The following is a 22397-nucleotide window of genomic DNA, read 5'->3' on the forward strand; positions in this document are numbered from 1 at the left end:
CCGTTTCCCTGCTTTTCTCGAAGCCTATGTACGCTGGTCACGTTGCGTAGTTCATGGTCGACACGGGTGCGGTCATCTCGGTTCTTGCCGGGGGCGTGACTGCCCTGTTCGCCGTGCTGCTCACCTTCTACCTTCGAAACCAGTGGCGGGAGATCCAGTCGCTGCGGGCGATCCAGACGGAGTTAGAACAGAACACCGAGCGGATCCGCGACCTCGCTGAACTCCTCGTCGGTGATCTCCAGCGCCAGCAGGTCGACCTCCCAATCGAGGTGCCACCCGGAACCAGAATGGAGATCCGGTACGTCGTCTCCTTTCCTAGTGGGCTGTCGACGACCGCCTTCGACCAACTGAAACACACCGGGATGTTCCTCCGGCTTCCGGCCGAGACGCGCCGGTCGCTGTTCGAGCTGTACGACACCGTCGACCGGATCAACCGCCTGCGCCAGCACCGAGAACGGATTCATTTCAACGATATTGGAAACGTCCACATCGTGATCGATCCCGACGAACTCGACGTCGAGCCGGGCGAGTCCGTCTCCGAGGCCGACCTTCCAGCCGAGACCAGACGGCGGCTGGACGATCTGCGGCGGATGCGGCGGGCGATGAAAGGTGTTAACCGGTCGACGCTGCGACTCATCGCATCGATCTCTTCGCCGGAGATGGTTGCGGACCTCGAATTGGGGTCGTTCGTTGAATCCGACCACAGACCCGAATCGAGAGTCGGGTCGAAACGAGTCGACGGGATCGATCTCCAGGAGATGCACGCAGTCCTGAGCGATATCGAGCGGACCTCTCTGTGGGCTCGGTTTATGTAACGTGGCGAGCCTGTCACACTCCTCTTCTGGAGAGAAGAGGTAGTGACCGCCAGCTTCCAGAAGCCGAACTGCTGTTCTCCGGCTCTGATAGATCGGCTGCCAGTTCCGTCTCGCTGACTGGGTCCTCGCTATTTGAGGGTCGACGTGGTACACCGCTGTATGCCTTCGGGAGGCTCTCCTTCCAACGGGAGTTCTCAACGCTTTCCGGACGGGACGACGCGCCTCCAGTACTGGGCCCCAGCACTCGCGGTGAGTCTGACGACGTTCATCATCGTCGTCAACGCCTCGCTGATGAACGTGGCCATCCCCACGATGGTCGCGGAGTTCGATACCACAGTCACCGTCATTCAGGGGGCGGTCGCCCTCTACTCGCTGGTGATCGCTGCGCTGATCCTCCCGGCCGGGACGCTGCCGTCTCGGCACAGTAGCAGGCGTGTCATGGCCGTCGCACTGCTCGTCTATGCCGGTGGGACGGTGGTGGCGGCGATCAGCTGGAACACGATGGTCCTCTATCTGGGGTGGGCAGTCATCGAGGGCGCGGCGGCCGCCGTGTTGTTTCCCCTGACGTTCACCGTCCTGACGGTCAGCTACGAAGACGACGACCGGGCGACCGCGTTCGGCCTGCTGGCTGGTATCAGCGGGCTTGGGTCGACGCTGGGGCCGATCATCGGCGGCGCACTCACCACGTACGCGAGTTGGCGGTGGGGGTTCGCGCTCCAACTCGTCGGTGTGGCGGTGATTCTCTACTTTGTTCAGTACGTGACCCTCAATCCGTTCGGGACGTCGCCAGCCATCTGGTTGCTCGCGGTGGGCCTCCTCGCGTTTGCGGCGTTCGTGCAGTACGAGCGCAGGCTGGAACGCGCCGGAGGATCGCCGCTGGTGCCACTGGGCGTGCTGACGAACCGGCCGTTCGTCGCGGGGGTGATCGCGTACAATCTGCGCTCGATCATCTCGGCTGGCTTCTTTTTCATCTTCCCGGTGTATCTGCAGGCCGTCCTCGGCTACACTGCCTTCGACACCGGGCTCGCGCTGTTGCCCTACTCTATCGCGTCGGTCTGCTTCGCGGCGTTTACGACCGGCTGGCGCAACTATGTCTCACCGAAGACGCTCATTCAGGTCGGCATCGTCTGTATGGGCCTCGGACTGGTGGTGTTGTACGAACAGACCGGCCCCGGCCAGACGATCATCGGGATGGCGCTGCCGGTGGCGGTCGTCGGCACCGGGGTCGGTCTCATCCTGGCGCAGATCTCGAATATGACGATGTCGGCCGTGCCGACCGTCGACTCCGCGGCGGCCTCGGGCGTCCTGAACGTCAGCAGTTCGATCGGCTACGCGATGGGGACGGCGGTCGTCGGCTCGTTTTTCCTCGGGCAGTTCTACGGGAGCGTCATCGACGGCGTGCTCCGCGCCGAAGGGGAGACCGTCTCGGCCGCCGAGCGAACCGACCTCGTGATCGCGCTCGAAGACTTCGCCGAGACGGCGACCGAAGCCACGCGACAACAGTTCTTAGAGCAGCTGCCGCCGACCCAGCGGCAACTCCTGGAGAGGATCTTTGAGGCGGCGATGTTCGACGCTCAACAGGCGGCGCTGTTGCTGCTGGTACTGCTCGTGTTGGTGTTGCTCGTGGCGTCGACGTTCCTGCCACGGGAGATTCCAGATGTGGATGATTCTGAATAGGTCGGAGGGTCGTCGAATGGGGAAGTTACCAACTAGTGTGTAAAAGAATATACCACAATAGTAATTGAAATCATTTACGAATGAATTTCAATCAATTTGATTTGTGGGACGTACTGGCAGATATTGTTCCCGGCGCAGTTGGGATAATTCTCTTCGCTTCAATTCTCCCAAAAGGATATATCCTGTCAAAATTGAATACACTACCTGTTACTGGATTACCTGGATTATTCACGTTTGTTATTGTTAGCTATGTAATTGGTTGGGTTATACAAGCTACTGCACTGAAAATTGATGGTGTCTTCACAAGAGACTATGATCCATGGGAGACGCAAATCAAAAAGGTCAAAAAAGCTCAAGAAGATGACAAATGGAATTTTGCACGAAGGTACTATGAAGAATGTCAGTTATTTTTTAACACTTCCAATTATGATGACTACTCAGCTATTGAAAATGAAATAAGTAGTAGTGATTTGAGGAGTATCACGTATAATTATTTAAACAACAATAACATTGGCCGTTCATACCGTTTTCATATATTATTTATCCTCTCCAGAAGCCTATATGTAATTTTTGCAATTTCATTGATTACACACCTATCTATTCTATTTCTAAACTCTAACGGAATATATTACACAGCTCTCTCTTTCACGGAGGGTGTAGTTCTAGTCATATCCCTAATGTGGGGGTCATTTATAATGTGGAAAACTCGATTATATATGGAAAGAAGTATGATAAAATCGCTAATGGGTGATTTCTATATGTCTCTATCAAACTAATTATGTCCTTGGTTAAGATGTACAACTAGTATTGAAATTAATTAGATGATTTTATAATAGATATCCGCATCTTTTGTATATTTAATGCTACTTTGAAGGCCTCGGTACTCATAGGGCTCGTCACCGACAGGTGCCACCCCGTCTCGGAGCGGTGCGTTCGTCATCGGCCAGTCGACCCAACGACCAACACCCCAAAGACGGTTTCCATCGGGTCGACTGGCCTTTTTAAGTAGCCTGTGTTTACTAAACCCATGCCAACCGTCCAGGACACCTTCATCGAGAACCGCCACCGCGTCCAACCCAACCACACCAACAACTACGAGACGGCCCACGGGGGGATCGTCATGAAGTGGATGGACGAGGTCGGCGCGATGGCGGCGATGCGGTTTGCGGGCGAGACCTGCGTGACCGCGAGCATCGACCAGATGAACTTCCGGCGGCCGATCCCCCAGGGCGATACCGCCTTCATCCAGGCCTATGTCTTCGACCACGGCGAGACGAGTATTAAAGTCCGACTCCGGGCCTTCCGCGAACAGCCACGCAGCGGCGAGCGAACCTTGACCACCGAGAGTGTCTTCGTCTTCGTCGCGCTGGGCGACGACGGCACCCCGACCCCGGTGCCCGAACTCACTGTCGAGTCCGATCGGGATGCCGAGCTCCAGGACGCCGCCCGCGAGTGGGCCGAAACCGAGTAATCCCTCGGCGACTAACAGCCCCCAATGACCCGGCTCGCCGTTTTCCTCACGACCCTCTTGCTCCTGTCGGCCGGAGTCGCCCCGGCGGTTGTGACCGCCGGACCCACTCCCAGTGGCAGTATTGACTCCGGGTCGCTGTCGTCGGCCCAGTCGCCATCACCCATCTCAACGGGGTCATCGACCACCTCGACACCCCAGGTAGCGAGTGAATCCGGGCCTGACTCACGGCTCGGCTGTGTCGACGGGGTCTGCCACGACGACGAACTCGGGTTCGACGAGCCGACGAACCTCACCGACGAGGAACTCGATCGGCTGGTCGACCGATCGATGGCCCGCGTCGAGGAGCTCCGTGGCGAGCAGTTCGACTCGACTGTCGACGTCGAGGTCCGAAGCCGCGAGTCGTTCCGCGCCGACAGCGTCCTGACCAACTCCACACGTACCGATAGCTTCCAGCAGTGGAACGACCAGGTCTGGGAGGCGCTGTTCGTCGTCGGCGAAGACCAGCGGTCGGCCGAGGCGATCGATTCGACCGTCGGCGCGGCCGTCAACGGCTTTTATATGCCATCGGAGGACCAGATCGTCATCGTCTCCTCGACGCCCGACGAACCGACCGTCAGCGAGCGGACGCTGGTCCACGAACTCGTCCACGCGTGGCAGGACCAACAGTACGATCTGACGAGCCCGGAGTATCGCGCGGCCACACAGGACGCTGATCTCGCAGTCGACGGCGTCGTCGAGGGCGAAGCGGGCTACATCGAAGCCCGCTACGAGGAGCGCTGTGCCGCGGGGCAATGGGCGTGTCTCGACGAACCAGCTACCGCAGGCAGCAACAGTGACTCGCCCAGCAATCAGGGCATCCTGCTGACCTTGCTCCAGCCGTACTCCGACGGCCCGGCCTACATCCACGAGGTCAGGTCGACCGAGGGATGGGACGGCGTCGGCGAGCGTGTCGCCTCGCCGCCCGAGACGACAAGCACCATCATCCACGGCGAGCCACCCGAGGCCGCGTCGCTCGACGTTGCCGACGAGTCGACCGACGGCTGGCAACGGTATCCCGACGAGGGTGTCGGCGGCGCGGAGACCGTCGGCGAGGCCTCGATCTACGTCATGTTCTGGTATCAGGCCGCCGAGTACGGGGCCGACACGGTCGACACCGATTCGCTGCGGCAGGCCACCGGCGCGTACGACCAGTACAACTACTCCGCCGCGCCGTCCGACGGCTGGGTCGGTGACAAGCTCTACCCCTACACACGCGGCGACGACGACGGCTACGTCTGGACGACCCAGTGGGAGTCGACCCAAGATGTCTCCGAGTTCGTCGAGGCCTACGGTGGAATCCTGGATGCCCACGACGCCACCGAAACCGATTCGGGTGCCTACGTCGTCTCGGATGGCTCGTTCAGCGGCGCCTACGCGGTCGATGTCACCGACACCCGCGTCACGATCGTCCACGCACCCACAGAGGAGGGGCTGTTTGAATTACGACCGGCGCTTGAACCGACAGCGATCAACGACAGCGCTGGACCGGCAGTTCTCGAAGACGACATCCCCGGCTTTGGCGTGGCGGCTGCGGTGGCCGCGCTGGTCGCGTTCGTCGCTGTCGGGCGGCGGCTGCGCTGACGGGGCCATCCCGTCTCCTTTTTGAGACCGCCACCCGAATCGGGAGCCATGACCGATCCTACGTTCGATATCGTCTCTCCCGAAGCGATCCGTTCGGGACGGGCGACCGACGCCTACTTCGAGCGCACCGAGTCGACGCTGCGAGCGGCCGACCGCAACCCACACGTCGCCGCCGAGGTGACCGCCGACCAGTTCCCCGACGGCGAGTTCGAACTGCTGGCAGGCCTCAAGGACGCCGCCGTCCTCCTCTCCGAACGATCGGTCGACGTCGACGCGATCCCGCCGGGGCGGCTGTTCGACGGCGGCCCCGTCCTGCGGATCGAAGGACCATATCTCGAATTCGCCCGGCTCGAAACCTCGCTGCTCGGGCTGCTCTCCCATGCCTCGGGCATCGCGACCGCCGCCCTCGAAGCTCGGCGGGCCGCGCCCGACTCGTCGGTGCTCTCTTTCGGCGCACGCCACGTTCATCCCTCGATCGCGGCGGTCGTCGAACGGAGCGCCCTCCTCGGCGGCCTCGACGGCTTTTCTCACGTCGCCGCGGGCGAGATTATCGGCCGAGAGGCTGGCGGGACGATGCCCCACGCGCTCCTCCTCTGTTTCGGCAAAGGCAACCAGGAGGACGCCTGGCGCGCCTTCGACGAGACGGTCCCCGAATCCGTCCCCCGGATCGCGCTCTGTGACACCTTCAGCGACGAGAAAGACGAGGTGATCCGCGCCGCGGAGGCCCTGGGCGACCGGCTTGACGGCGTCCGGATCGACACCACCGGCTCCCGGCGCGGCGATTTCCGCCATATCATCCGTGAGGTCCGGTGGGAACTCGACGCCCGCGGCCACGAGGACGTTGAGATCTTCGTCAGCGGCGGCCTCGGCCCCTCCGAGCTCCGCGAACTGCGCGATATCGCCGACGGCTTCGGTGTCGGCAGCTACATCTCGAATGCTGACCCGGTCGACTTCGCGCTCGATATCGTCGCTGTCGACGGCGAGCCCGTCTCCAAACGCGGCAAACTCTCCGGCATCAAATCAGTGTACAGAACCGACGACGGTGGTCACCACGTCGGTCTTCGGGGGACCGACGCACCCCCCAACAGCGAAGAGCTGATGGAGCCGCTCATTCGAGACGGAACCGTCCTGGATAGCTTCGACTACTCGCTCAATGCTGCAGTCGAACGCGCCAAACAAGACGCCTCGCTCGTCGGTTTTTAAAGTTCTTCGACGCTGCCGCCGTCGGGTCGTTCGCGGTAGACCTGCCCTTCAAATAGCGTGATCATGGTATCGTCGTCCTGCCACGCCACCGGCGAGACATCGGCCTTCCGGCAGACTAAGGAGAGATACTTTTCTTTGCTCCAGTTCTGTTCGACCGGCAGTGTCGGATACAGCCACGCGTGTTTGTTGCCGGTGTCGATCGCCACGCCGTGGGTGCCGAGTTCGAGGTCTTCGAGCGGATCGTTCGTCAGTAGGGTGTTGCTAACGACACAGACCGAAATCGAAAGATCGTCCAGTTCTTTCGAACCGATCTCCGAGCCCGCCGAGTCCGCCGAGGCCGCCTGAATCGCGGCGTCGACGATCGCGTGACCGAGCTGATCGGAACCCTGATAGGCACCCGCACAGCCTCGGAGCCGACCCCGCCCGCGAGTCGACTGAATCCGGACGAACGCGCCGGTTCTCGCATAAAAGGCATCCCGCATACTGCCGGGGTGCTCCCGCTGGCCGTGGAGAACATACGACTCTACTGCTTCTCGTGCGAGTTCGACTGCTCGTGCGCCGTCATCATAACTCAGCTGAACGGTCTGTGCCTCGGACATAACAGTACTCATGAGAGGGACCGACTTCAATTCTTCCCATTTGTTTAGAACAGAGTTAGGGAGTGGCTTCGGGTGACCGAACGTCTTATTTGAGTCGTAGCCGTAGACTAACAGGGTAGAGAGAGCCCGATCCCCGTGGCTGTGGTCGGCTGTATCCAGTTCGGGTACACGGCCGAGGCCATGAGGAAAGTCCCCCCACCGTTCGGACAGGTGACCGGGCACAAGCCCGGAGTCGGAGACGGCTGGCGCTGAAACAGAAACGAGACCACCTGCCCCAACCGATGAGGTGCGTGCGACCGCTATCGGCGGTCGACGGCACTCGCGGCCTCGCTGCGAGTGTGCGAACCGACCCGTAAGGGAAGGAAGTTAACCCACCGAGGGCGCGATGCGACGCATCGCGTTATACCGAGCGGCGAAGCCGCGAGGGCGTGGTGACTTCGTCACCACTCACGGACAGGAACGGATGGAACGGTGAATCCTCACCGGTGCAAGTCCGCGTCAGACAGTCGGGCGTCGGCAGCGGGTCGACGGCCGGCCGTCGAGGTAGTCCGAACACGACGACGGACGCTCAGCCGAATGTCGGGTCGAAACAGAAGGGGGCTTACTCCTCTCAGCCCATTTGTGCGCCGAGCAGCCGCACCGCCAAACGGACGTGCTTTTAGGTACGCGGCGGTTACTAACGGAATATGATTTTCGAGAGCCTTCCGACGACACCGCGGTCGGAGGAACTCATCGACAAGGCCTTTTCACGGGCCGCCCGCTCGGGCAAGGCCAAAGGTGGCCTCGAAGCCCAGCAGTCGATGCTAACGATCGCCGTCAACATCACCTCCGACAACCTCGAGAACGTCGTCACCGCCTGGCCCGATTTCGAATATATCGACCCCTTCTACTACGAGTTGGCCGACGCCATCGTCGACGTCGACGAACTCCGGCAATCGCTGTCGAAAGTGACGTGGGCCAGCCGCCAAATAGAAGATCTGGGACGGGAGTACCAACCCAAACTCCGCAAGACCGACCCCGAAGTCGCCCGGAAACACCGCAAGCAGGCCTTCGCGCGGATCGCGGATATCATGAATCAGATCGAAGACGATCTCCGGGCGGTCGGCGACGCCCGTGATGCGCTGAAGAACCTCCCCGACATCCGGCCCGACGAACCCGCTATCGTCATCGCTGGCTACCCCAACGTCGGCAAATCCTCTTTCGTCAACCACGTCACCCGGGCCTCCAACGAGATCGCCGAATACCCCTTTACGACGCGAGGGGTCCAGATCGGCCACGTCGAGCGCGACCACATCCGGTACCAGCTGATCGACACGCCAGGGCTGCTCGACCGACCAGAGGACGAGCGCAACGACATCGAGCGGCAGGCTGTCGGTGCGATCGAGCATCTGGCCGATACGATCCTGTTTTTCGTCGACGCCTCCGGCGACTGTGGCTACCCCCTCGACGTCCAGTTGGAACTCCGGGACTCGGTCGAAGCCCGGTTCGCAGAGCGCGACATCCCCGTGTTGACGATCTGCAACAAGAGCGATCGGTCGACCGATGTCGAGGCTGATGCCTACATGAGCGTCACCAACGACGAGGGCGTCGACGATGTCCTGGAGCTCGCCATCGAGGCGGTCGGCTTCGAACCGGAGCTTCCCTCCCGCGGCGAGTAATCCTCCGACCGCCCATCCGACAGCAAAGCTCTGCTTACTCTTTCCCCCGGGTGTCAGTGAGCACGCCCTCCGGTGGGGCCGCTTTTCGTCCAGATATCCGGTGTCGCGTGGGTATGCAGGTTCTCGCTTACTCGACTGTCGCTGCGGTCACGACGTACAGGAGGGTGCTAACAAAACCCATGGGTCGACGAGGATAGATGGTATGAGTGACACACCTTTCGACCGACCGACACGCGCTGCCACTGCTGGAGGCGCACCTGCTGTATCCACCGCGGCTGGAGGTGAGTGCCGATGACTCCCGGTGTGGCAGTCGCTCAGGCAACAGTTCCGTCGTGGCTCCAGGAGACCGTCGCGACGACGCTCGCGTTCATCCCCCGACTGATCGGCGCGGTCGTCATTCTGCTGGTCGGCTGGGTCGTTGGCCGGGCGGTCGCCAAAGTCGTCGGTCGGCTGGCCGACGCGGTTGAACTCGACCGGGCGGTCCTCAGCACCCCGATCGGCGAGATGCTCGGAGGGACCGAACAGTCCGTCTCGAAGGCCTTCGGTACGCTATCGGCGTGGTTCGTCTACGCGCTGGCGGTGCTGGCGGCCGCCAACGCTCTGGCCATCGAGACGCTGTCGACGTGGGTCGCAACCGCGGTCTCCTACCTCCCGGCGTTCATCGCCGGTCTGTTGGTGATCGTCCTCGGCTTCGTCGTCGCCGACTTCCTCGGTGATGCGATCAAGCGGACCCAAGCAGCCACACAGAGCGCCTACGCCGGGGCGTTCGCGGCCGGGACCAAACTGTTCCTCTACTTCATGGCCATCGTCATTGGCCTGGATACGATGGGGATCAACGTCGAGATCCTCTACGTGTTCGCCCGCGCCCTCGCGTGGGGTATCGCCGCCGCGATCGCGATCGGTGCTGGCATTGGGTTCGGATTGGGCGGTCGGGAGTACGTCGAGGAGAACATCGCCCGCTGGATGGGGTCGGCCCGTGAGGCTGCGCCGTCCTACGGTACCCGCCAGTCCGGGCCAGAGGGTTCGGCGGCCGACGACGACTGACCGACACCCTCCTTAGCTCACGGTTTCGACCTGGACGAACTGCACCTCGACGGAGACCTCGTAGCCCAGCGCCCGGACAACGGCATCGTGGACCGGCGTGGCAAGCGATGGTAGCGGTTGGTCAGTTGGAACCGAGATCCGGATCACCACGTGGTCGACCTCGCTGAAGAGGATCCCATCGGTCCGGCTCACCGTGATCTCGTCGACGCGGATCTCGTCGTAACGCTGCTCGGAGAGTACATCACCAACCGCGTCCTCGACGGCCCGTTCCTCGACGGCTGTGGTGTGGGAGTCGTAGGTGATCCCGCCGAGAAACACCGAGAGGATCAGAATCGAGACGACGAGCACGACGATCCGCTTGAAGACGGCACTCCGAACGTCGGGCACCCGGAACCACGCTTCGGGGCGGTAGCCGGAGTACCACAACACCAGCAACGCCGCGAGGTTGATCGACAACACGTTGACCAGCACGAACACGCCGGAGCCCAACGTCAGCGACGGGATGCCGTAGGCGATACCGATCCCCATCGCCGCGGCGGGCGGAATCAGCGCGACGGCGATCATCACGCCGACCAGCGAGACCGAAACGCCGGTCATGAGGCTGAGAATCCCGGCCACTCCCGAGCCGAGAGCGATCGCGAGCGCGAGGATGTTCGGGGCCAGCCGCTCGCGGACCTCGCCGATCGTCAGCGGGTCGAGCCCCGGCGGGACGAGGTTGCCGAAGCGGAGGGCGGCCGCAAAGAGCGCCGCGCTGCCGACCGCGACCAGCATCCCGCTTATCTGGAGTCGAACGCCCCGAAGGAACAACGCGTGGTCGTCGACCACAGTCCCGACGCTGGCGGCCAGCGCGGGGCCGATCAGCGGCGCGATTACCATCGAGCCGACGACGGTGGCCGCCGAATCCAGCAGGAGGCCCGCGGTGGCGACCACCGAGCTGATGACGGTCATCACCAGATAGGTCCGTGGTCCCGAGACCAGGTTCTTCGCGTCGGTCTGGATCTCCTCGCGGGCGACCTTGTTTTCGCCCGACTCCCTTTCCATGAACTCCTCGGTGAGTTCGTCGAAATGCTTCGAAATAACCGTTTCAGCCTCAACGATGACGGTGTAAGTATCTTCGTCGATCCCCACCTCGCGCAGGTCTGCCAGCACGGACTCGACGGCATTGGTCGGTAATGGAAAGGTGACGACCGCGCTGAACTCCTGGCTGCTGATCTCGTCTGTCACGACGTAGTCGACATCAGCCTCGTCGAGCGTCTCGGTGACTGTCTGCTGGCTTCCCGCCGGAACCTTGACCTGTACGAGTCGCACGACTCATCACTCCATGCGGTCGCCTAAAGAACTCAGTACGCCCTCGGATGATTTTCCGTAGATCGGACAGCAAGCCTCAGGGTTGGAGCCGACCCAATACGGGGATCTCTGCGATCATCTCGGTATCGATATCTGCCCAGTAGAGCCCCTCGGGTCGACGCCCGGTTGACTCGGTCTCGATGGTCCGCGTCGGCGTCACGATCAGATCCAGCGGCACGTCGTGGCGGTCGGTCTCGATCCCCTCGACGAGTTGGCAGTCGTGGACGGTTGTGGAGACCGTGGTGGCGTCGTCGACGCGGCCGAACCCCCGCAGGACGGCGAATTCGAGATCGCTATACCCCTCGCCTTTGCCGACGCGACTCCCCGTCTCGTCGATGGCGACGCTCCCGGCGACGATGAGGTCGATGTGTGGCATCGCCTCGGGGTCGACCGGGATGCCGTGTTTCGAACTGCCGGAGACCGTTGTCGCGGCGTCGATGTCGTCGACCTCGTCGGGATCGAGCCGGAGAAACGGCTGTTCGTCGCGGAGTCGCGGTACGGCCATATAGACGGTTTTTCCGTCGCGGAGGGCCCGTCGACGGACCGGTAACTGCGGCGCGTCGGGATTGCATTTCAGTGTCGAAGCCTGCTGCCACGCCTCGGTGTCGGCCAGCCGATCCGCTGCTTCGCGGTGGTTCTCGAAGTTCGGGATTCGGCCGTGCGGCGGAAACGGAAACCGGGCGATCCCCTCGCTTTCGAGGAAATCCCAGATCCGTTCGCGGAGGTCGGGTTTGGAACTCATAGTCGACTTTCGATCCGTCAGTACGTTGGGCTGTCGGTACGCCGGTCGGCTCTACCTCCCCGCCGCAGAGAGGGTGTGGAGCTATATGAGCCACGCGAGCCACTACCCTGTATGAACCACGGCCGGTTGAAACGCCTGCTCGAATTCCTCGTCATCGGGATCGTCTTCGGTATCACCGAGGACGTTCTCGCTGTCGTTCTGACAACTGATGCGGAGATAACACCCGAGATGATCGGTCTTATCGTTGTTATTGCAGTTCCGTTTGCCGTTCTTTCGGAACTCGTCGTTGACCACCCGCGATTCGTTCAGTTCGACCGGCTGGCGGTCTGGCTCCGGGCGCGATACAGCTCGCGCACCGACAACACGCGGTAGTCACTGTCTACGGTGGGCTATAGAGGTGTATATAATCTCTGACCGGAATCGCAAAGAGGCTCGCCACTTTCGTGTAGGTATGTCGACCAAGATCGCCTTCGTCTGTGTCCAGAACGCGGGTCGGAGTCAGATGGCAACCGCCTTCGCCGAACAGGCCCGCGCCGAACACGATGCCGAAGCCGACATCGAGATCGAAACCGGCGGCACCCAGCCTGCCGACCACGTCCACCCCGAAGTCGTCGAGGTCATGAAAGAGAAGGGAATGGACCTCTCGGATCGGGTTCCGAAAGAAGTCACTCCCGACGATCTGCGAGCGATGGACCTCGTGATCACGATGGGCTGTTCGGCCGAGGGCGTCTGTCCCGCGGCCTGGAACGGCGAGAACCGCGACTGGGATCTCGACGATCCCGACGGGCAGGGCCTCGACTCGGTCCGAGAGATCCGCGACGACATCGAGGCTCGCGTCGACGCGCTGTTCGACGAGCTGCTGGCGACCCAATAGATGAGCGCTGCAACTGACGGCCGCGCCTGCGTCGCCGAGGCGACTGCAAGCGCGAAACTCCTGTACACGGTCCTCTGCCACGAGGGTCCCCGAACCCAGTCGGCGCTCGTCGACGAGACAGGACTCAACCGTGAGACGATCCAGCGGGCCATCTCGAAACTCGTCGACTGTGGCGTCGTTACTGAATCGAGAGATCCGACAGATGCCCGCCGGAAACGCTACCGGCCGGTCGATAGTCACTGCTGAGCAGGGTCGTACCCAGTCGGCTACGTGAGTGGTTTCCGTGCCTCGATTGTCGCCGAGACGGCGTACTCGCTGACGTCGTATTCGTCGGACCACTCGCGGATGAACTCTCGGCTTTCGTCTTTTGGCTCGATTTCGATACCGACGAACCCGGCCGCTTCGAGCATGGTTTCGAGGGCCTCGACGGTAGCTGCACCACCGACACAGGAGGCAATCGCGTCGAGATCGGACTGGACGGCCTCCGGTGGGCTCGCGCTGAGAACTACGTCCGAGACCGCGAGCCGACCGCCAGGCTGTAGGACCCGAAACGCCTCGGCGAACACCTGCGGTTTCGCTGGCGAGAGATTGATGACACAGTTCGAGATGATGACGTCGACCGTCCCGTCGGCCACCGGGAGGTGTTCGATCTCGCCGAGCCGGAACTCCGTGTTTGCCGACCTGTTTTCCCGGCTGTTCTCGCGGGCCTTTTCGATCATTTCGGGGGTCATATCGACGCCGATAACGTGGCCCGTCTCGCCCACCTCGCGGGCAGCCAAAAAGCAGTCGAAGCCCGCACCCGCACCCAGATCGAGCACCGTCTCTCCGGCGTCGAGACTCGCTATCGCGGTCGGATTGCCACAGCCCAATCCGAGATTGGCCCCGTCTTCGACCGCATCGAGGTCCGCATCGTCGTAGCCGAGTTGGCGTGTCGTTTCGGCGAGAGCCGATGTGGCTGGGTCGGAGCGCTCGCCAGCGGTCGGCTCACAGCAGCCGGTCGAAGACCCGCTGGCGGCCCGGTCGGCTGTCGGTCCACAGCAGCCGCTCGACGTCTCAGCAATCGCGCCGTACCGCTCTCTGACTGCGCGGCGCTGTTCGTCCGGATCGATCGGTTCGTCGGTCGAGTGGTCACTCATCGCTCCCCTCCTGGATGGTATCGAGCGCCAACAGCAGTGTCCGTGCCTCGGTAGTTGCCGTATAATACCGCCAGCGTCCCTCCTTTCGCCGACTGACCAATCCGGCCTCCAGGAGCCGCGAGAGGGCGTTGCTGACGGTGCCCTGGGTGACGCCGACCAGCGGCGGGAGTTCACAGACACAGGCACCCGCTTGGCCCGCACCAGCGACGTATCTGAGCGTTTCGTACCGTGTTTCGTTGCCGACCGCCGAGAGCATTGCCACATCATCGAGGAGTGCCTCATCGGTGAGGCTGTGTGAGGCTGTACAGCAGTCCCCATCGGGTGCGTCTTCGATACCCCGGTCCGTGTGTTCGGCGCTGTTCGAATTCATATTTCTATATTCAAATATTGGAATACTCAAATATGTATCTGTCGTCGCGGTCGATCGGTCGGCACCGACCACACAGAAGTCGTTTATCCGCTGGGGCTGCTACTGTAGGTATGTTCGAAGATCGTCCCGACCGCGACAGCGAGATCGTCCTCGTCGGCCGGTCGAACGTCGGCAAGTCGACGATTATGCGGGAGCTAACGGGCCACGCCGTCCCAACTGGGAAAAAACCGGGCGTCACGCGGAAGCCCAACCACTTCGACTGGTCGGGCGAGAGCTTCATGTTTACCGATCTGCCGGGGTTCGGCTTCATGTCCGGCGTCGAAGGCGAGCACCAAGACGCGATCCAAACCGATATCGTCCGCTACTTGGAGGACAACGCCGACTCGATTCTGGCTGGCGTGCTCGTCGTCGACGGCAAGAGCGTCATCGACATCATCGACCGCCACAGCGACCGCGGCAACATCCCACACGACGTCGAGATGTTTCACTTCCTCGAAGAACTCGATATCCCGGTCGTGGTCGCGGTCAACAAGATGGACAAAGTCGACGACAAAGACGAACGACTCAACGACCTGTGTGATCGGCTTGGTCTCTTTCCGCCGTGGCAGCAGTGGGACGACGACACGATCGCCCCGATCACGGCGAAAAAGGGGCGGATCAACGCACTCCGCGAGGTGTTGTCGCACCATCTCCACGAGGCTAAACGTGACGATCTGCTGACGTTCGTCAAAAAATAGTCGGCGACTACTGACGTTCAGTCGACGCTGACGGTCCGGACCGTGAAGGCGACCGGGGCCCATGGTGGCGTATGGCTCGCAACACGACCGCAGGCTGGTCGCTGATCAGTTCGGGACTCGTCACGCTGTTGTTGACCGCACTTCCCGGCGACTCCGTCTGGTGGGGAGTGGGACTGCTCGCAGTCGGGATATTCGTTCTCGTGAAGACGTGAGGGGACTGTTTGGCTTCGATCGAATCGCACCAGCCTGGGTTGACCGGGCTGTTTTAGGTTCCCTTTTGCTCCTCTAGTTGAAATAGATCGATATGTCCGAACCGTGGCAAATTCTCCTGCCGACCCAGATCGACCCATCCGGGCCATCGTCGATCGCTGATTTCGCCGAGTGTACCGGAATGGATGAATACGGCAGCCTCAAGGCCGCCCTCGACGACATCGCCGCCTACGATGCGGTCGTCGTCAGGGTCGCCGAACTCGACCGCGAGGTTATCGAGCGCGCCGCGAACCTGCAGGTGATCGCCAAACACGGCACCGGACTCGACAACGTCGATATCGAGGCAGCCTCCGAACACGGTGTCGTGGTCTGCAACACGCCGGGGGTCAACTCCCGGTCGGTCGCCGAGCACGCCATTGCACTCCAGTTCGGCGTCCAGCGAAACCTTGCGGCTGCCGACCGCCACGTCCGCAAGGGCGGCTGGGATCGAGCCGCCTACACCGGTCACGAACTGCAGGGCGACATGCTGGGACTGATGGGGTTCGGTGCCATCGCTCAGGAGACCGCGACGATCGCCCAAGGGATCGGCCAAGACGTCGTCGTCTACGATCCGTACGTCCCGTCCGATGACGTTCCCGCGGGAATCGAGCAGGTCGACGACCTCACCGAACTGTTTGCCCGGTCGGATACCGTGAGCATTCATGTGCCGCTGGTCGAGGACACGCGGCACGCCGTCTCGACGGCGCAGTTCGAGGCGCTCGGTGACGAGGGCGTGCTTATAAACACGTCACGCGGAGGAATCGTCGACGAGGCGGCGCTCTTCGAGGCTCTCGACAGCGGCGTGATCGCGGCTGCCGGGCTCGACAACTTCGAACAGGAGCCGCCCGAGGAGGACAATCCGTTGCTCGACCGTGACGACGTGCTCCTCACACCGCACGTCGGTGGGGTTACGTACAACGCGTTGGAGCGTATGAGTCGCGGGGCCGCAGCGAACATCCGGACCGTCTACGAGGGCGACCTCCCGGAGTCGACGGTCAACCGCGAGGCGCTTGACCGACAGATCGAACAGTAACCACGACTCCCCGCCCGTCGGCGATCGCCTCTGTGTGGCAGGACGACCACGGCCCGACCCCGTTTATCAAGGAACGTCTCTGTGCAGCCGTCTCGTCTGTCCTCAGACTCCGAGCGCATCGGCCAGCTCGAAGACCGTCTCGATGGTGAGATCGGGATCGGTGCCGAAGGTCTCCCACGGCGAGCCCTTCCGGTCGACCCAGACACCCTGCATTCCGGCGTGGGTCGCACTCATCACGTCGAACCAGCCCGCGGTGACGTGGGCGATCTCCTGGATCGGCGTCCCGGTTCGCCCGGCGGCGTGGCGGTAGAGGTCGGCGGTCGGTTTGAACGTCCGAATCTCGTCGGCGCTGATCGTGTCTTCGACGAGATCACCGATCTCGGCGTGTTCGACCAGCGAATCGAGCATTTCGGGGTTCCCGTTGGAGACGACATAGCAGTCGTAGCCGCCCTCGCGGAGGCGCTCGATCCCGTCTCGGACGTCGTCGAAGACGTCCAGTTCGTGGTATACCGCCAGAATCTCGTCGCGCTCGGCGGTCGAGATGTCGATGCCGTGGGCATCCAGGGCGTACTGGAGCGCGTCGCGGTTGATTTCGTAGAAGGGTTGGTAGGCCTCGATCCCGTTGGCAACGAACGTGTAGGCCAGCGATCGGGAGCGCCACAGCTTCGAGATCGGCTCTGGGTCGGCAACATGCGCGGCGAGGGCCTGCTCGGCGGCCTCGACGTCGACCAGCGTGCTGTAGGAGTCGAAGGTGACCGTCGAAACGCGGTCGGGATCGAATGGCATAGCTGGGCTGACGGCTCGCTCGATGGTAACGGTTCGGACATGGCACTTCGATTCGAGAAGCCGTTCAGCGGTAGTACCAGCGCGCAACGAGCGCGACGGCGACGACGGTCAGTGCGGTCACGAGGGCACTGATAAGCGATCCGCGTGGGGTTGCGGCTCCGATCGCGACGGTGGTCCCGGTGAAGCCGCCTGCCAGTGTGGCCGTCCCGACGACCGTGCCGAGACCGATACAACAGAAGCTGATCGTCCCGATGATCGACAGCGCACCGAGAAACGACTCGTCGTTGCCGTCGTCACTCATCGTCGGCCCATCCGTCTCCGTCTCGCCCGCTGAATGGGCACTCATACATACGGGGATACTCGCGTGCCGACGCAAGTAGTGGTTGGTTCGTTGTGCACAGTCGACGCACGAGCCGTCCCGGGCCAGACTGGAGTTTGTCACTGGCCCTTGTGCTGTATATAAAAGACGCCAGTATTCATACATGGTAGTCGGCGGCTTGGTGTCGGTCGTACACAACAGCCGTCGGTATAAGATGGACTGGGGCGCACAGAGAGCTGTGGCAAACGCAGCAATCTTCATTCTGACGGGGAACGAATCGCACGCCGACTACGGGCGGCTGGCAAACGGGCTCGAAGCCGCCAAGGAGTTCGCCGAAACCGACGGCGACGAGGTAACGGTTGTCTTCGACGGCGCTGGCACCCAGTGGATTCCGGAGCTCATCGACACCGAGAGCGACTACCACGACCTCTATACGGCGATCCGCGATGAGGCGATCGTCTGTGACTACTGTGCGGGTGCCTTCGGTGTCGAAGACGCAGTCGACGAGGCCGGGCTCACGCTCGTCAACGAGTACGAGGGCCACCCCAGCGTCCGGGAGTTCGTCGCCGACGGCTACGAAGTGATCACCTTCTAACTCGGCGCAGCCTCCCGAGTCCATCACACGCCCACAGTCCATCACACGCCCACAGTCCATCACACGCCCACAGTCCATCACACGCCCACATTTGTTTCGGCGATGAATCCGTCTCGAAGCGTCTCAACGAGCGCCTTGTCGGCCTGGTTTTATATTCTATCCTGACTGGAGGACCGTTACCTGTGAATCTCCGCGGCGAACACCTTCCGCTGGGCGGCGCGTAAATGCTGGGTAAACGTCGCCCGTGAGATGTCGAGTGTGTCGGCGAGCTCACCGGTGTTGTTGTGCCGCGGCCGCTCGAAGTAGCCCGCCTCGATGGCGAGTTCGAGCACCTGCCGCTGTCGGTCGGTCAGATCGTCGACCACCTCCGTGTTGGGTGTCCTGGAGGAATCGGTGGTCCACAGCGTCGTCACCGATCCCTCGCCACACTGCTTCGAGAGTACCTCGACACACTGCTTGACGGTGGTTTCGCCGCCGAGAACCGCTGCGATCCGTGCGTGTCCCCCGTCGACGCTGGTTTGGGATAGCGAGACGCCGACATCGACGAGCCGTGTTTCGGGAACCGGCGACTCGGCGACGAGCCCACACTGAATGACGTCGTCGGTTCGGTAGTAGTCGACCGAGATGATGGCCGCAGTCGCGGTAACGGCCGCCGAGAGGTCGGCTTCCGTGACTCCTTCGACGGTCGTAACGTAGAGCACCTCGTCGTCATTTCGGGGAATGACTGTTGCTGTACGGAGCGCCGATCCGTCGGGCAGTGCTGCCGCAAGCCCGACAAGCGGGTGGCACCCACCGCGGAGTGTGAATGCGACCGTCGGGGTGGCAGACGAGAGGAGCGTTCGCTTCCAGGCGGTCGTCTGGAAGGCGTAGCCGACCGTCTCAGCGTACTCGGTGAGCAACGCCCGTTCACGGTCGTCGATCCGCGGCATCCGGCTGTAGACCGTCAACACACCGAAATAGACGCCGTTGTGACTGATCGGGATCGCTGCCACCGACCCGAAGCCGTGGTCGACGGCGACCTGCTGCCAGTCTGCGGACTCGGGGTCCGTCCCCTCGATGGCTGGCAGTGAGTGAACGAGTGGTTCGGATTCGTCGAGTGCACGAAGGGTTGGCTCGGTACAGTCGGCTGGCCGCCTCCCGGGGGGGATCGTGGCTTCGAGATAGGTGGTCTCACCAGCCGTCGACAGCGGGACGACTCCGCGGTCGTTGTCGAGCACAGCGATCCATGCACAGCCATAGCCGCTTTCGACCAACTGCTCGCAGATGGTTTCGCCGAGTTCCGAACGGGTCGACGAGGCGGTGACGGTTTCGAGGAGCGCCTCCTTGTGTCGTCGCTCGCGGGCCACCGCCCGGCGGTTCCGGTCGGCCTCGACGGCCGCTTCGATCCGCCGGACCAACCCGGTGGGTTGGTGGCCGAGTTCCATCTTCCTGACGTAGTCGGTGACCTGCTCGCCGATCGCGTCGCTGGCGACCGCCTCGTCTCCCTCGCCGGTCACCAAAATAAACGGCAGCTCCGGCTCGGTGGCGCGAACCTCCGCCAGCAGTTCGACCCCGGTGCCGTCCCCGAGCTGGTAGTCACAGACGACACAGTCCGGTAGCTCGGCGCTGAGTGCCTCTTGGGCCGCCTCGAAGCTCGTGGCTGTCGATACGTCGACTCGCTCCTGGAACCGTTCGAGCAGTCGCCGCTGGGTTCGGACCCATGTTTCGTCGTCGTCGATCAGGAGCACCGATATCGGGCGTGTCTCTGGTGGCTCCTGGATGCCCTTTCGGCGCACTCTCAGACACCACTCGTCGGCCGCTCACAGAGGCGTCGGACCGCGGCAGTTCGCACGTGGCTCATTTGTTCTCCTAGTTCTCGGAGAGCCTCCTAAAGGGTATGCCACCATATAGTGGTATCTAACGGCTGCAGTTGGTTGACAGTCGGGATGCTGGAGGGAGGGGGCTGGACGGTGGGTACTGTAGGGTGAGCACTGGAGGGTGGCGGCTGACTATCAGTGGCTGTCTGTCGTCGATTCACCCGGCGTGTGTGGCGGTTTCGATCTCGAACCGTGCGCCGCCTGCCTCGCTGTCAGTGATCGCCAGCGACCAGCCGTGGGCGTCCACAATCGTCCGAACGATGGCCAGCCCGTAGCCCGAGCCGCTGCCGGTTGAGACGCCGAACGCCAGCAGATCCTCCCGCCTGTCGGCCGGAATACCCGGCCCGTCGTCCTCGATATAAAACCCCGACGCCGCTGGGAGTGTCCCAACGGTCACGGTGGTCACAGACGGCTGGCGGGCGTCCGCGGCGTGGTCAACGCTGTCGCCGGGTTCCGTCCGGCTGCTCGTTGAGCCATGTTCGACACTGTCGCCGGGCTCCGTCGGGCTACTCGTTGAGCCATGCTCAACACTGTTCTGAAAGAGGTTCTCGAAGGCCTGTTGGAGCCGACTGGCATCCGCAGTCAGGCGGCAGGTCGACTCGACGCTGAGTCCGAGCCCAGCGGTGTCGACGACATCCCACGCGTTTCGGGCCACTGTTTCGAGATCACAGTCGGTCGGCGTCTTCACGTCCGTACTTTCGCGGGCGAGCGCGGGCAGCCCCTCGGCGAAGGCTCGGAGCCGACGGTGGACGGTTTCGAGATCAGACAGTGACTGATCGACCTCGGCCGATGGCGAAGCCAGATCCGCCCGTATGAGATGCAGCAGGCTCTCGCCGGTCGCCAGCGGCGTCGCCAGATCGTGTGAGACGACACCCGCGAGCCGTTCGAGCTGTTCGTTTTTGGCTTCGAGGCTCTCCTGTTGGGTCTTCTGGAGGGTGATGTCGGTCAGCGAGAGGATACAGCCGCGTGGCTCGTCCGTGGTGGCTGGCTCGGTCCCTCTGAGCCGGGCGATATACTGTCGCGGCGTGCCGTCGACCTCGATCACACACTCCATGGCCCCCGCCAGTTCCGGGTGGAGATCGCCGTCTTCGAGCAGCGGGTCCGGGAGGATCGAGGTGAGGTCCTGGCCCCCGATCGAATCCCCATCAACATCGACCACCGCCCGTGCGGCACGGTTGGCATCCAGGACCCGGTTCGACGTGGTGACGACGAACACTGGATCGTCGAGGGTATGGAAAACGCGCTCGTGGGCGACCGGGACGAAGCCGGTGAGTTCGGCGCGCTGGACGATGGCCGCCAGCGGAATCCCCACGATGACGAAGACGACGGGAGTGAGATCCGCGGTCGGAATCGGGCGAAATCCCAGATGAAACAGCCCGTTGGCGAGCCACGGCGCGCTCAGACAGGCCAAAAGCACCAACGACTGGCGTCTGTACAGCCGGTTTTTCGTGACGGTCTCGCCGACGATGAGGCCCGTCCCGATTAGCAACAGGCTGTAGGAGTAGACGATATTGACTCGGTGGCCGATGGCGGGCGGCGTTTCGAGCAAGGCGACGCCATCGACCGTTCGAACGATCATCTCGGCGTAGAACCACGAATGTGACTCGACGGTCCAGACGAGCGCGAGGACGCCAGCGGGAACCAGCGAGAGAAAGGCGAGCCGTCGCCGCGAGAGCCACGCCTCGCGGTCAGTGTACTGGAGGGCGAAGGTGATCCAGACGAGCGGAACCGTAACGACCGAGAGATACGACAGTTGGATGAAAAACAGCAGCCACGCCTCGGTTTCGGCAACGAGATAGCCGACGTAGGTCGCCGCCCAAAAACCGACGACCAGCAGGAACACCCCGAAGGTGAAGGCGGGCTGTCGACGGTCGTATTTGACTAGCAGCGAGATCGCCAGCAGCCCGCCGATGAGCGCCGACCCCGAATACGCGGTCAGCCCGGCAACGTACATGACTCTGTGACTATCTTTCGACTCGACCGGTAGGACTCTATCGGTTCCGGTCACCCGGAGAACATATCTCCCCGAGACGGTCGACAGTAGGTGTTTGAGGGCGTGAAACCCACACATACCATTACTCGCTGGTATCCCACTTATGCCGCTTCTATCAGTACTACTGACCAACAATGCGACCGATTCTCCCGAGAGGATTCGTCGGACGTCCTTCGTCACAGCCCACACTGGGTCTCCGGCGGGCCAACCGTCGACCGAGCGTCTCTGAACTGTCGACCAACCGACCGCGCCGAATTGATGCGGTGTCGGCTC

24 protein-coding genes and 1 other RNA gene are annotated in these 22397 nt (G+C 62.4%); 16 read left to right on the forward strand and 9 right to left on the reverse strand.

Annotation, left to right across the window (positions count from 1 at the left end; all coding sequences use genetic code 11):
- Positions 1–53: 53 nt before the first annotated feature.
- From NO877_RS03290 to NO877_RS03315, 6 genes are all read left to right on the forward strand, one after another.
- Complete coding sequence (locus tag NO877_RS03290; protein ID WP_256394878.1) at positions 54–815, forward strand: hypothetical protein; 762 nt, start codon at positions 54–56, stop codon at positions 813–815.
- A 159-nt stretch (positions 816–974) separates the two neighbouring features.
- The gene (locus NO877_RS03295) at positions 975–2492 is read left to right on the forward strand and encodes an MFS transporter (RefSeq protein WP_256394879.1); all 1518 of its coding nucleotides are present in this window, start codon (positions 975–977) and stop codon (positions 2490–2492) included.
- Between the two features lie 80 nt (positions 2493–2572).
- Positions 2573–3268, forward strand: coding sequence for a hypothetical protein (locus NO877_RS03300; RefSeq protein ID WP_256394880.1), 696 nt, complete (start codon positions 2573–2575; stop codon positions 3266–3268).
- Positions 3269–3519: 251 nt separating this feature from the next.
- On the forward strand, positions 3520–3963 hold the full coding sequence (locus NO877_RS03305) for an acyl-CoA thioesterase (RefSeq protein WP_256394881.1): 444 nt from the start codon (positions 3520–3522) through the stop codon (positions 3961–3963).
- 24 nt (positions 3964–3987) lie between these two features.
- Positions 3988–5583: an Hvo_1808 family surface protein gene (locus tag NO877_RS03310; protein WP_256394882.1), complete on the forward strand. Its 1596-nt coding sequence runs from the start codon at positions 3988–3990 to the stop codon at positions 5581–5583.
- 48 nt (positions 5584–5631) lie between these two features.
- Positions 5632–6786 (forward strand): nicotinate phosphoribosyltransferase, encoded by a 1155-nt coding sequence (locus tag NO877_RS03315; protein WP_256394883.1) that lies wholly within the window; start codon positions 5632–5634, stop codon positions 6784–6786.
- Here the strand turns inward: NO877_RS03315 and NO877_RS03320 are convergent.
- The gene (locus NO877_RS03320; RefSeq protein WP_256394884.1) at positions 6783–7385 is read right to left on the reverse strand and encodes a TIGR00296 family protein; all 603 of its coding nucleotides are present in this window, start codon (positions 7383–7385) and stop codon (positions 6783–6785) included. The genes NO877_RS03315 and NO877_RS03320 overlap by 4 nt on opposite strands.
- A gap of 115 nt (positions 7386–7500) precedes the next feature.
- Between NO877_RS03320 and rnpB the strand changes: the two genes are divergently transcribed.
- The 3 genes from rnpB (at position 7501) to NO877_RS03335 (ending at position 10087) form a co-directional block, all read left to right on the forward strand.
- An RNA gene (gene rnpB, locus NO877_RS03325) (RNase P RNA component) lies at positions 7501–8000 on the forward strand.
- 71 nt (positions 8001–8071) lie between these two features.
- Positions 8072–9043, forward strand: coding sequence for an NOG1 family protein (locus NO877_RS03330; RefSeq protein ID WP_256394885.1), 972 nt, complete (start codon positions 8072–8074; stop codon positions 9041–9043).
- Positions 9044–9334: 291 nt separating this feature from the next.
- The gene (locus NO877_RS03335) at positions 9335–10087 is read left to right on the forward strand and encodes a mechanosensitive ion channel family protein (protein ID WP_256394886.1); all 753 of its coding nucleotides are present in this window, start codon (positions 9335–9337) and stop codon (positions 10085–10087) included.
- Between the two features lie 12 nt (positions 10088–10099).
- Here NO877_RS03335 and NO877_RS03340 read toward each other — a convergent pair whose 3' ends face one another.
- Together NO877_RS03340 and NO877_RS03345 are read right to left on the reverse strand one after the other, a co-directional pair.
- On the reverse strand, positions 10100–11395 hold the full coding sequence (locus NO877_RS03340) for a TIGR00341 family protein (protein WP_256394887.1): 1296 nt from the start codon (positions 11393–11395) through the stop codon (positions 10100–10102).
- A gap of 76 nt (positions 11396–11471) precedes the next feature.
- Positions 11472–12176, reverse strand: coding sequence for a 5-formyltetrahydrofolate cyclo-ligase (locus NO877_RS03345; RefSeq protein WP_256394888.1), 705 nt, complete (start codon positions 12174–12176; stop codon positions 11472–11474).
- Between the two features lie 111 nt (positions 12177–12287).
- On the opposite strand from NO877_RS03345, the gene NO877_RS03350 reads away from it, so the two are divergent.
- The 3 genes from NO877_RS03350 to NO877_RS03360 all read left to right on the forward strand — a co-directional run bounded on the left by NO877_RS03350 (position 12288) and on the right by NO877_RS03360 (position 13296).
- Positions 12288–12548 (forward strand): hypothetical protein, encoded by a 261-nt coding sequence (locus tag NO877_RS03350; RefSeq protein ID WP_256394889.1) that lies wholly within the window; start codon positions 12288–12290, stop codon positions 12546–12548.
- A gap of 79 nt (positions 12549–12627) precedes the next feature.
- Entirely contained in the window at positions 12628–13050 is a 423-nt protein-coding gene (locus NO877_RS03355; RefSeq protein WP_256394890.1) for an arsenate-mycothiol transferase ArsC, read from the forward strand.
- The gene (locus NO877_RS03360; protein ID WP_256394891.1) at positions 13051–13296 is read left to right on the forward strand and encodes a MarR family transcriptional regulator; all 246 of its coding nucleotides are present in this window, start codon (positions 13051–13053) and stop codon (positions 13294–13296) included.
- 20 nt (positions 13297–13316) lie between these two features.
- Here the strand turns inward: NO877_RS03360 and NO877_RS03365 are convergent, their stop codons facing one another.
- Entirely contained in the window at positions 13317–14186 is an 870-nt protein-coding gene (locus NO877_RS03365) for an arsenite methyltransferase (RefSeq protein ID WP_256394892.1), read from the reverse strand.
- On the reverse strand, positions 14179–14556 hold the full coding sequence (locus tag NO877_RS03370; protein ID WP_256394893.1) for an ArsR/SmtB family transcription factor: 378 nt from the start codon (positions 14554–14556) through the stop codon (positions 14179–14181). The genes NO877_RS03365 and NO877_RS03370 overlap by 8 nt, the downstream gene beginning before the upstream one ends.
- Positions 14557–14666: 110 nt before the next feature.
- Between NO877_RS03370 and engB the strand changes: the two genes are divergently transcribed.
- The 3 genes from engB to NO877_RS03385 all read left to right on the forward strand — a co-directional run bounded on the left by engB (position 14667) and on the right by NO877_RS03385 (position 16575).
- The gene (engB, locus tag NO877_RS03375) at positions 14667–15293 is read left to right on the forward strand and encodes a GTP-binding protein EngB (RefSeq protein ID WP_256394894.1); all 627 of its coding nucleotides are present in this window, start codon (positions 14667–14669) and stop codon (positions 15291–15293) included.
- Between the two features lie 71 nt (positions 15294–15364).
- Entirely contained in the window at positions 15365–15505 is a 141-nt protein-coding gene (locus NO877_RS03380; protein WP_256394895.1) for a hypothetical protein, read from the forward strand.
- Positions 15506–15597: 92 nt separating this feature from the next.
- Positions 15598–16575: a hydroxyacid dehydrogenase gene (locus tag NO877_RS03385; protein ID WP_256394896.1), complete on the forward strand. Its 978-nt coding sequence runs from the start codon at positions 15598–15600 to the stop codon at positions 16573–16575.
- A gap of 102 nt (positions 16576–16677) precedes the next feature.
- Here NO877_RS03385 and NO877_RS03390 read toward each other — a convergent pair whose 3' ends face one another.
- Both NO877_RS03390 and NO877_RS03395 read right to left on the reverse strand, forming a co-directional pair.
- Positions 16678–17361 (reverse strand): haloacid dehalogenase type II, encoded by a 684-nt coding sequence (locus NO877_RS03390; RefSeq protein WP_256394897.1) that lies wholly within the window; start codon positions 17359–17361, stop codon positions 16678–16680.
- A gap of 64 nt (positions 17362–17425) precedes the next feature.
- The gene (locus tag NO877_RS03395) at positions 17426–17707 is read right to left on the reverse strand and encodes a hypothetical protein (protein ID WP_256394898.1); all 282 of its coding nucleotides are present in this window, start codon (positions 17705–17707) and stop codon (positions 17426–17428) included.
- Between the two features lie 211 nt (positions 17708–17918).
- Between NO877_RS03395 and NO877_RS03400 the strand changes: the two genes are divergently transcribed.
- Positions 17919–18275, forward strand: a complete 357-nt coding sequence (locus NO877_RS03400; protein ID WP_256394899.1) for a DsrE family protein — start codon at positions 17919–17921, stop codon at positions 18273–18275.
- A 176-nt stretch (positions 18276–18451) separates the two neighbouring features.
- Here NO877_RS03400 and NO877_RS03405 read toward each other — a convergent pair whose 3' ends face one another.
- Both NO877_RS03405 and NO877_RS03410 read right to left on the reverse strand, forming a co-directional pair.
- The gene (locus tag NO877_RS03405) at positions 18452–20050 is read right to left on the reverse strand and encodes a helix-turn-helix domain-containing protein (RefSeq protein ID WP_256394900.1); all 1599 of its coding nucleotides are present in this window, start codon (positions 20048–20050) and stop codon (positions 18452–18454) included.
- A 238-nt stretch (positions 20051–20288) separates the two neighbouring features.
- A complete protein-coding gene (locus NO877_RS03410) occupies positions 20289–22202 on the reverse strand; it encodes a histidine kinase N-terminal 7TM domain-containing protein (protein WP_256394901.1) in 1914 nt (637 codons plus the stop codon).
- Between the last annotated feature and the right edge of the window lie 195 nt (positions 22203–22397).

Source organism: Halohasta litorea (assembly GCF_024494645.1).
GTDB lineage: Archaea > Halobacteriota > Halobacteria > Halobacteriales > Haloferacaceae > Halohasta > Halohasta litorea.

Bases quoted from the DNA above. Each gene is read 5' to 3' on its own strand.
- NO877_RS03365 (WP_256394892.1), bottom strand. From the start codon at position 14,186: ATGAGTGACCACTCGACCGACGAACCGATCGATCCGGACGAACAGCGC.
- NO877_RS03410 (WP_256394901.1), bottom strand. From the start codon at position 22,202: ATGTGTGGGTTTCACGCCCTCAAACACCTACTGTCGACCGTCTCGGGG.
- NO877_RS03385 (WP_256394896.1), top strand. From the start codon at position 15,598: ATGTCCGAACCGTGGCAAATTCTCCTGCCGACCCAGATCGACCCATCC.
- NO877_RS03315 (WP_256394883.1), top strand. From the start codon at position 5,632: ATGACCGATCCTACGTTCGATATCGTCTCTCCCGAAGCGATCCGTTCG.
- NO877_RS03305 (WP_256394881.1), top strand. From the start codon at position 3,520: ATGCCAACCGTCCAGGACACCTTCATCGAGAACCGCCACCGCGTCCAA.
- NO877_RS03390 (WP_256394897.1), bottom strand. From the start codon at position 17,361: ATGCCATTCGATCCCGACCGCGTTTCGACGGTCACCTTCGACTCCTAC.
- NO877_RS03295 (WP_256394879.1), top strand. From the start codon at position 975: ATGCCTTCGGGAGGCTCTCCTTCCAACGGGAGTTCTCAACGCTTTCCG.
- NO877_RS03335 (WP_256394886.1), top strand. From the start codon at position 9,335: ATGACTCCCGGTGTGGCAGTCGCTCAGGCAACAGTTCCGTCGTGGCTC.
- NO877_RS03380 (WP_256394895.1), top strand. From the start codon at position 15,365: ATGGCTCGCAACACGACCGCAGGCTGGTCGCTGATCAGTTCGGGACTC.
- NO877_RS03345 (WP_256394888.1), bottom strand. From the start codon at position 12,176: ATGAGTTCCAAACCCGACCTCCGCGAACGGATCTGGGATTTCCTCGAA.
- NO877_RS03290 (WP_256394878.1), top strand. From the start codon at position 54: ATGGTCGACACGGGTGCGGTCATCTCGGTTCTTGCCGGGGGCGTGACT.
- NO877_RS03355 (WP_256394890.1), top strand. From the start codon at position 12,628: ATGTCGACCAAGATCGCCTTCGTCTGTGTCCAGAACGCGGGTCGGAGT.
- NO877_RS03350 (WP_256394889.1), top strand. From the start codon at position 12,288: ATGAACCACGGCCGGTTGAAACGCCTGCTCGAATTCCTCGTCATCGGG.
- NO877_RS03320 (WP_256394884.1), bottom strand. From the start codon at position 7,385: ATGTCCGAGGCACAGACCGTTCAGCTGAGTTATGATGACGGCGCACGA.
- NO877_RS03370 (WP_256394893.1), bottom strand. From the start codon at position 14,556: ATGAATTCGAACAGCGCCGAACACACGGACCGGGGTATCGAAGACGCA.
- NO877_RS03310 (WP_256394882.1), top strand. From the start codon at position 3,988: ATGACCCGGCTCGCCGTTTTCCTCACGACCCTCTTGCTCCTGTCGGCC.
- NO877_RS03330 (WP_256394885.1), top strand. From the start codon at position 8,072: ATGATTTTCGAGAGCCTTCCGACGACACCGCGGTCGGAGGAACTCATC.
- NO877_RS03395 (WP_256394898.1), bottom strand. From the start codon at position 17,707: ATGAGTGCCCATTCAGCGGGCGAGACGGAGACGGATGGGCCGACGATG.
- NO877_RS03300 (WP_256394880.1), top strand. From the start codon at position 2,573: ATGAATTTCAATCAATTTGATTTGTGGGACGTACTGGCAGATATTGTT.
- engB (WP_256394894.1), top strand. From the start codon at position 14,667: ATGTTCGAAGATCGTCCCGACCGCGACAGCGAGATCGTCCTCGTCGGC.
- NO877_RS03360 (WP_256394891.1), top strand. From the start codon at position 13,051: ATGAGCGCTGCAACTGACGGCCGCGCCTGCGTCGCCGAGGCGACTGCA.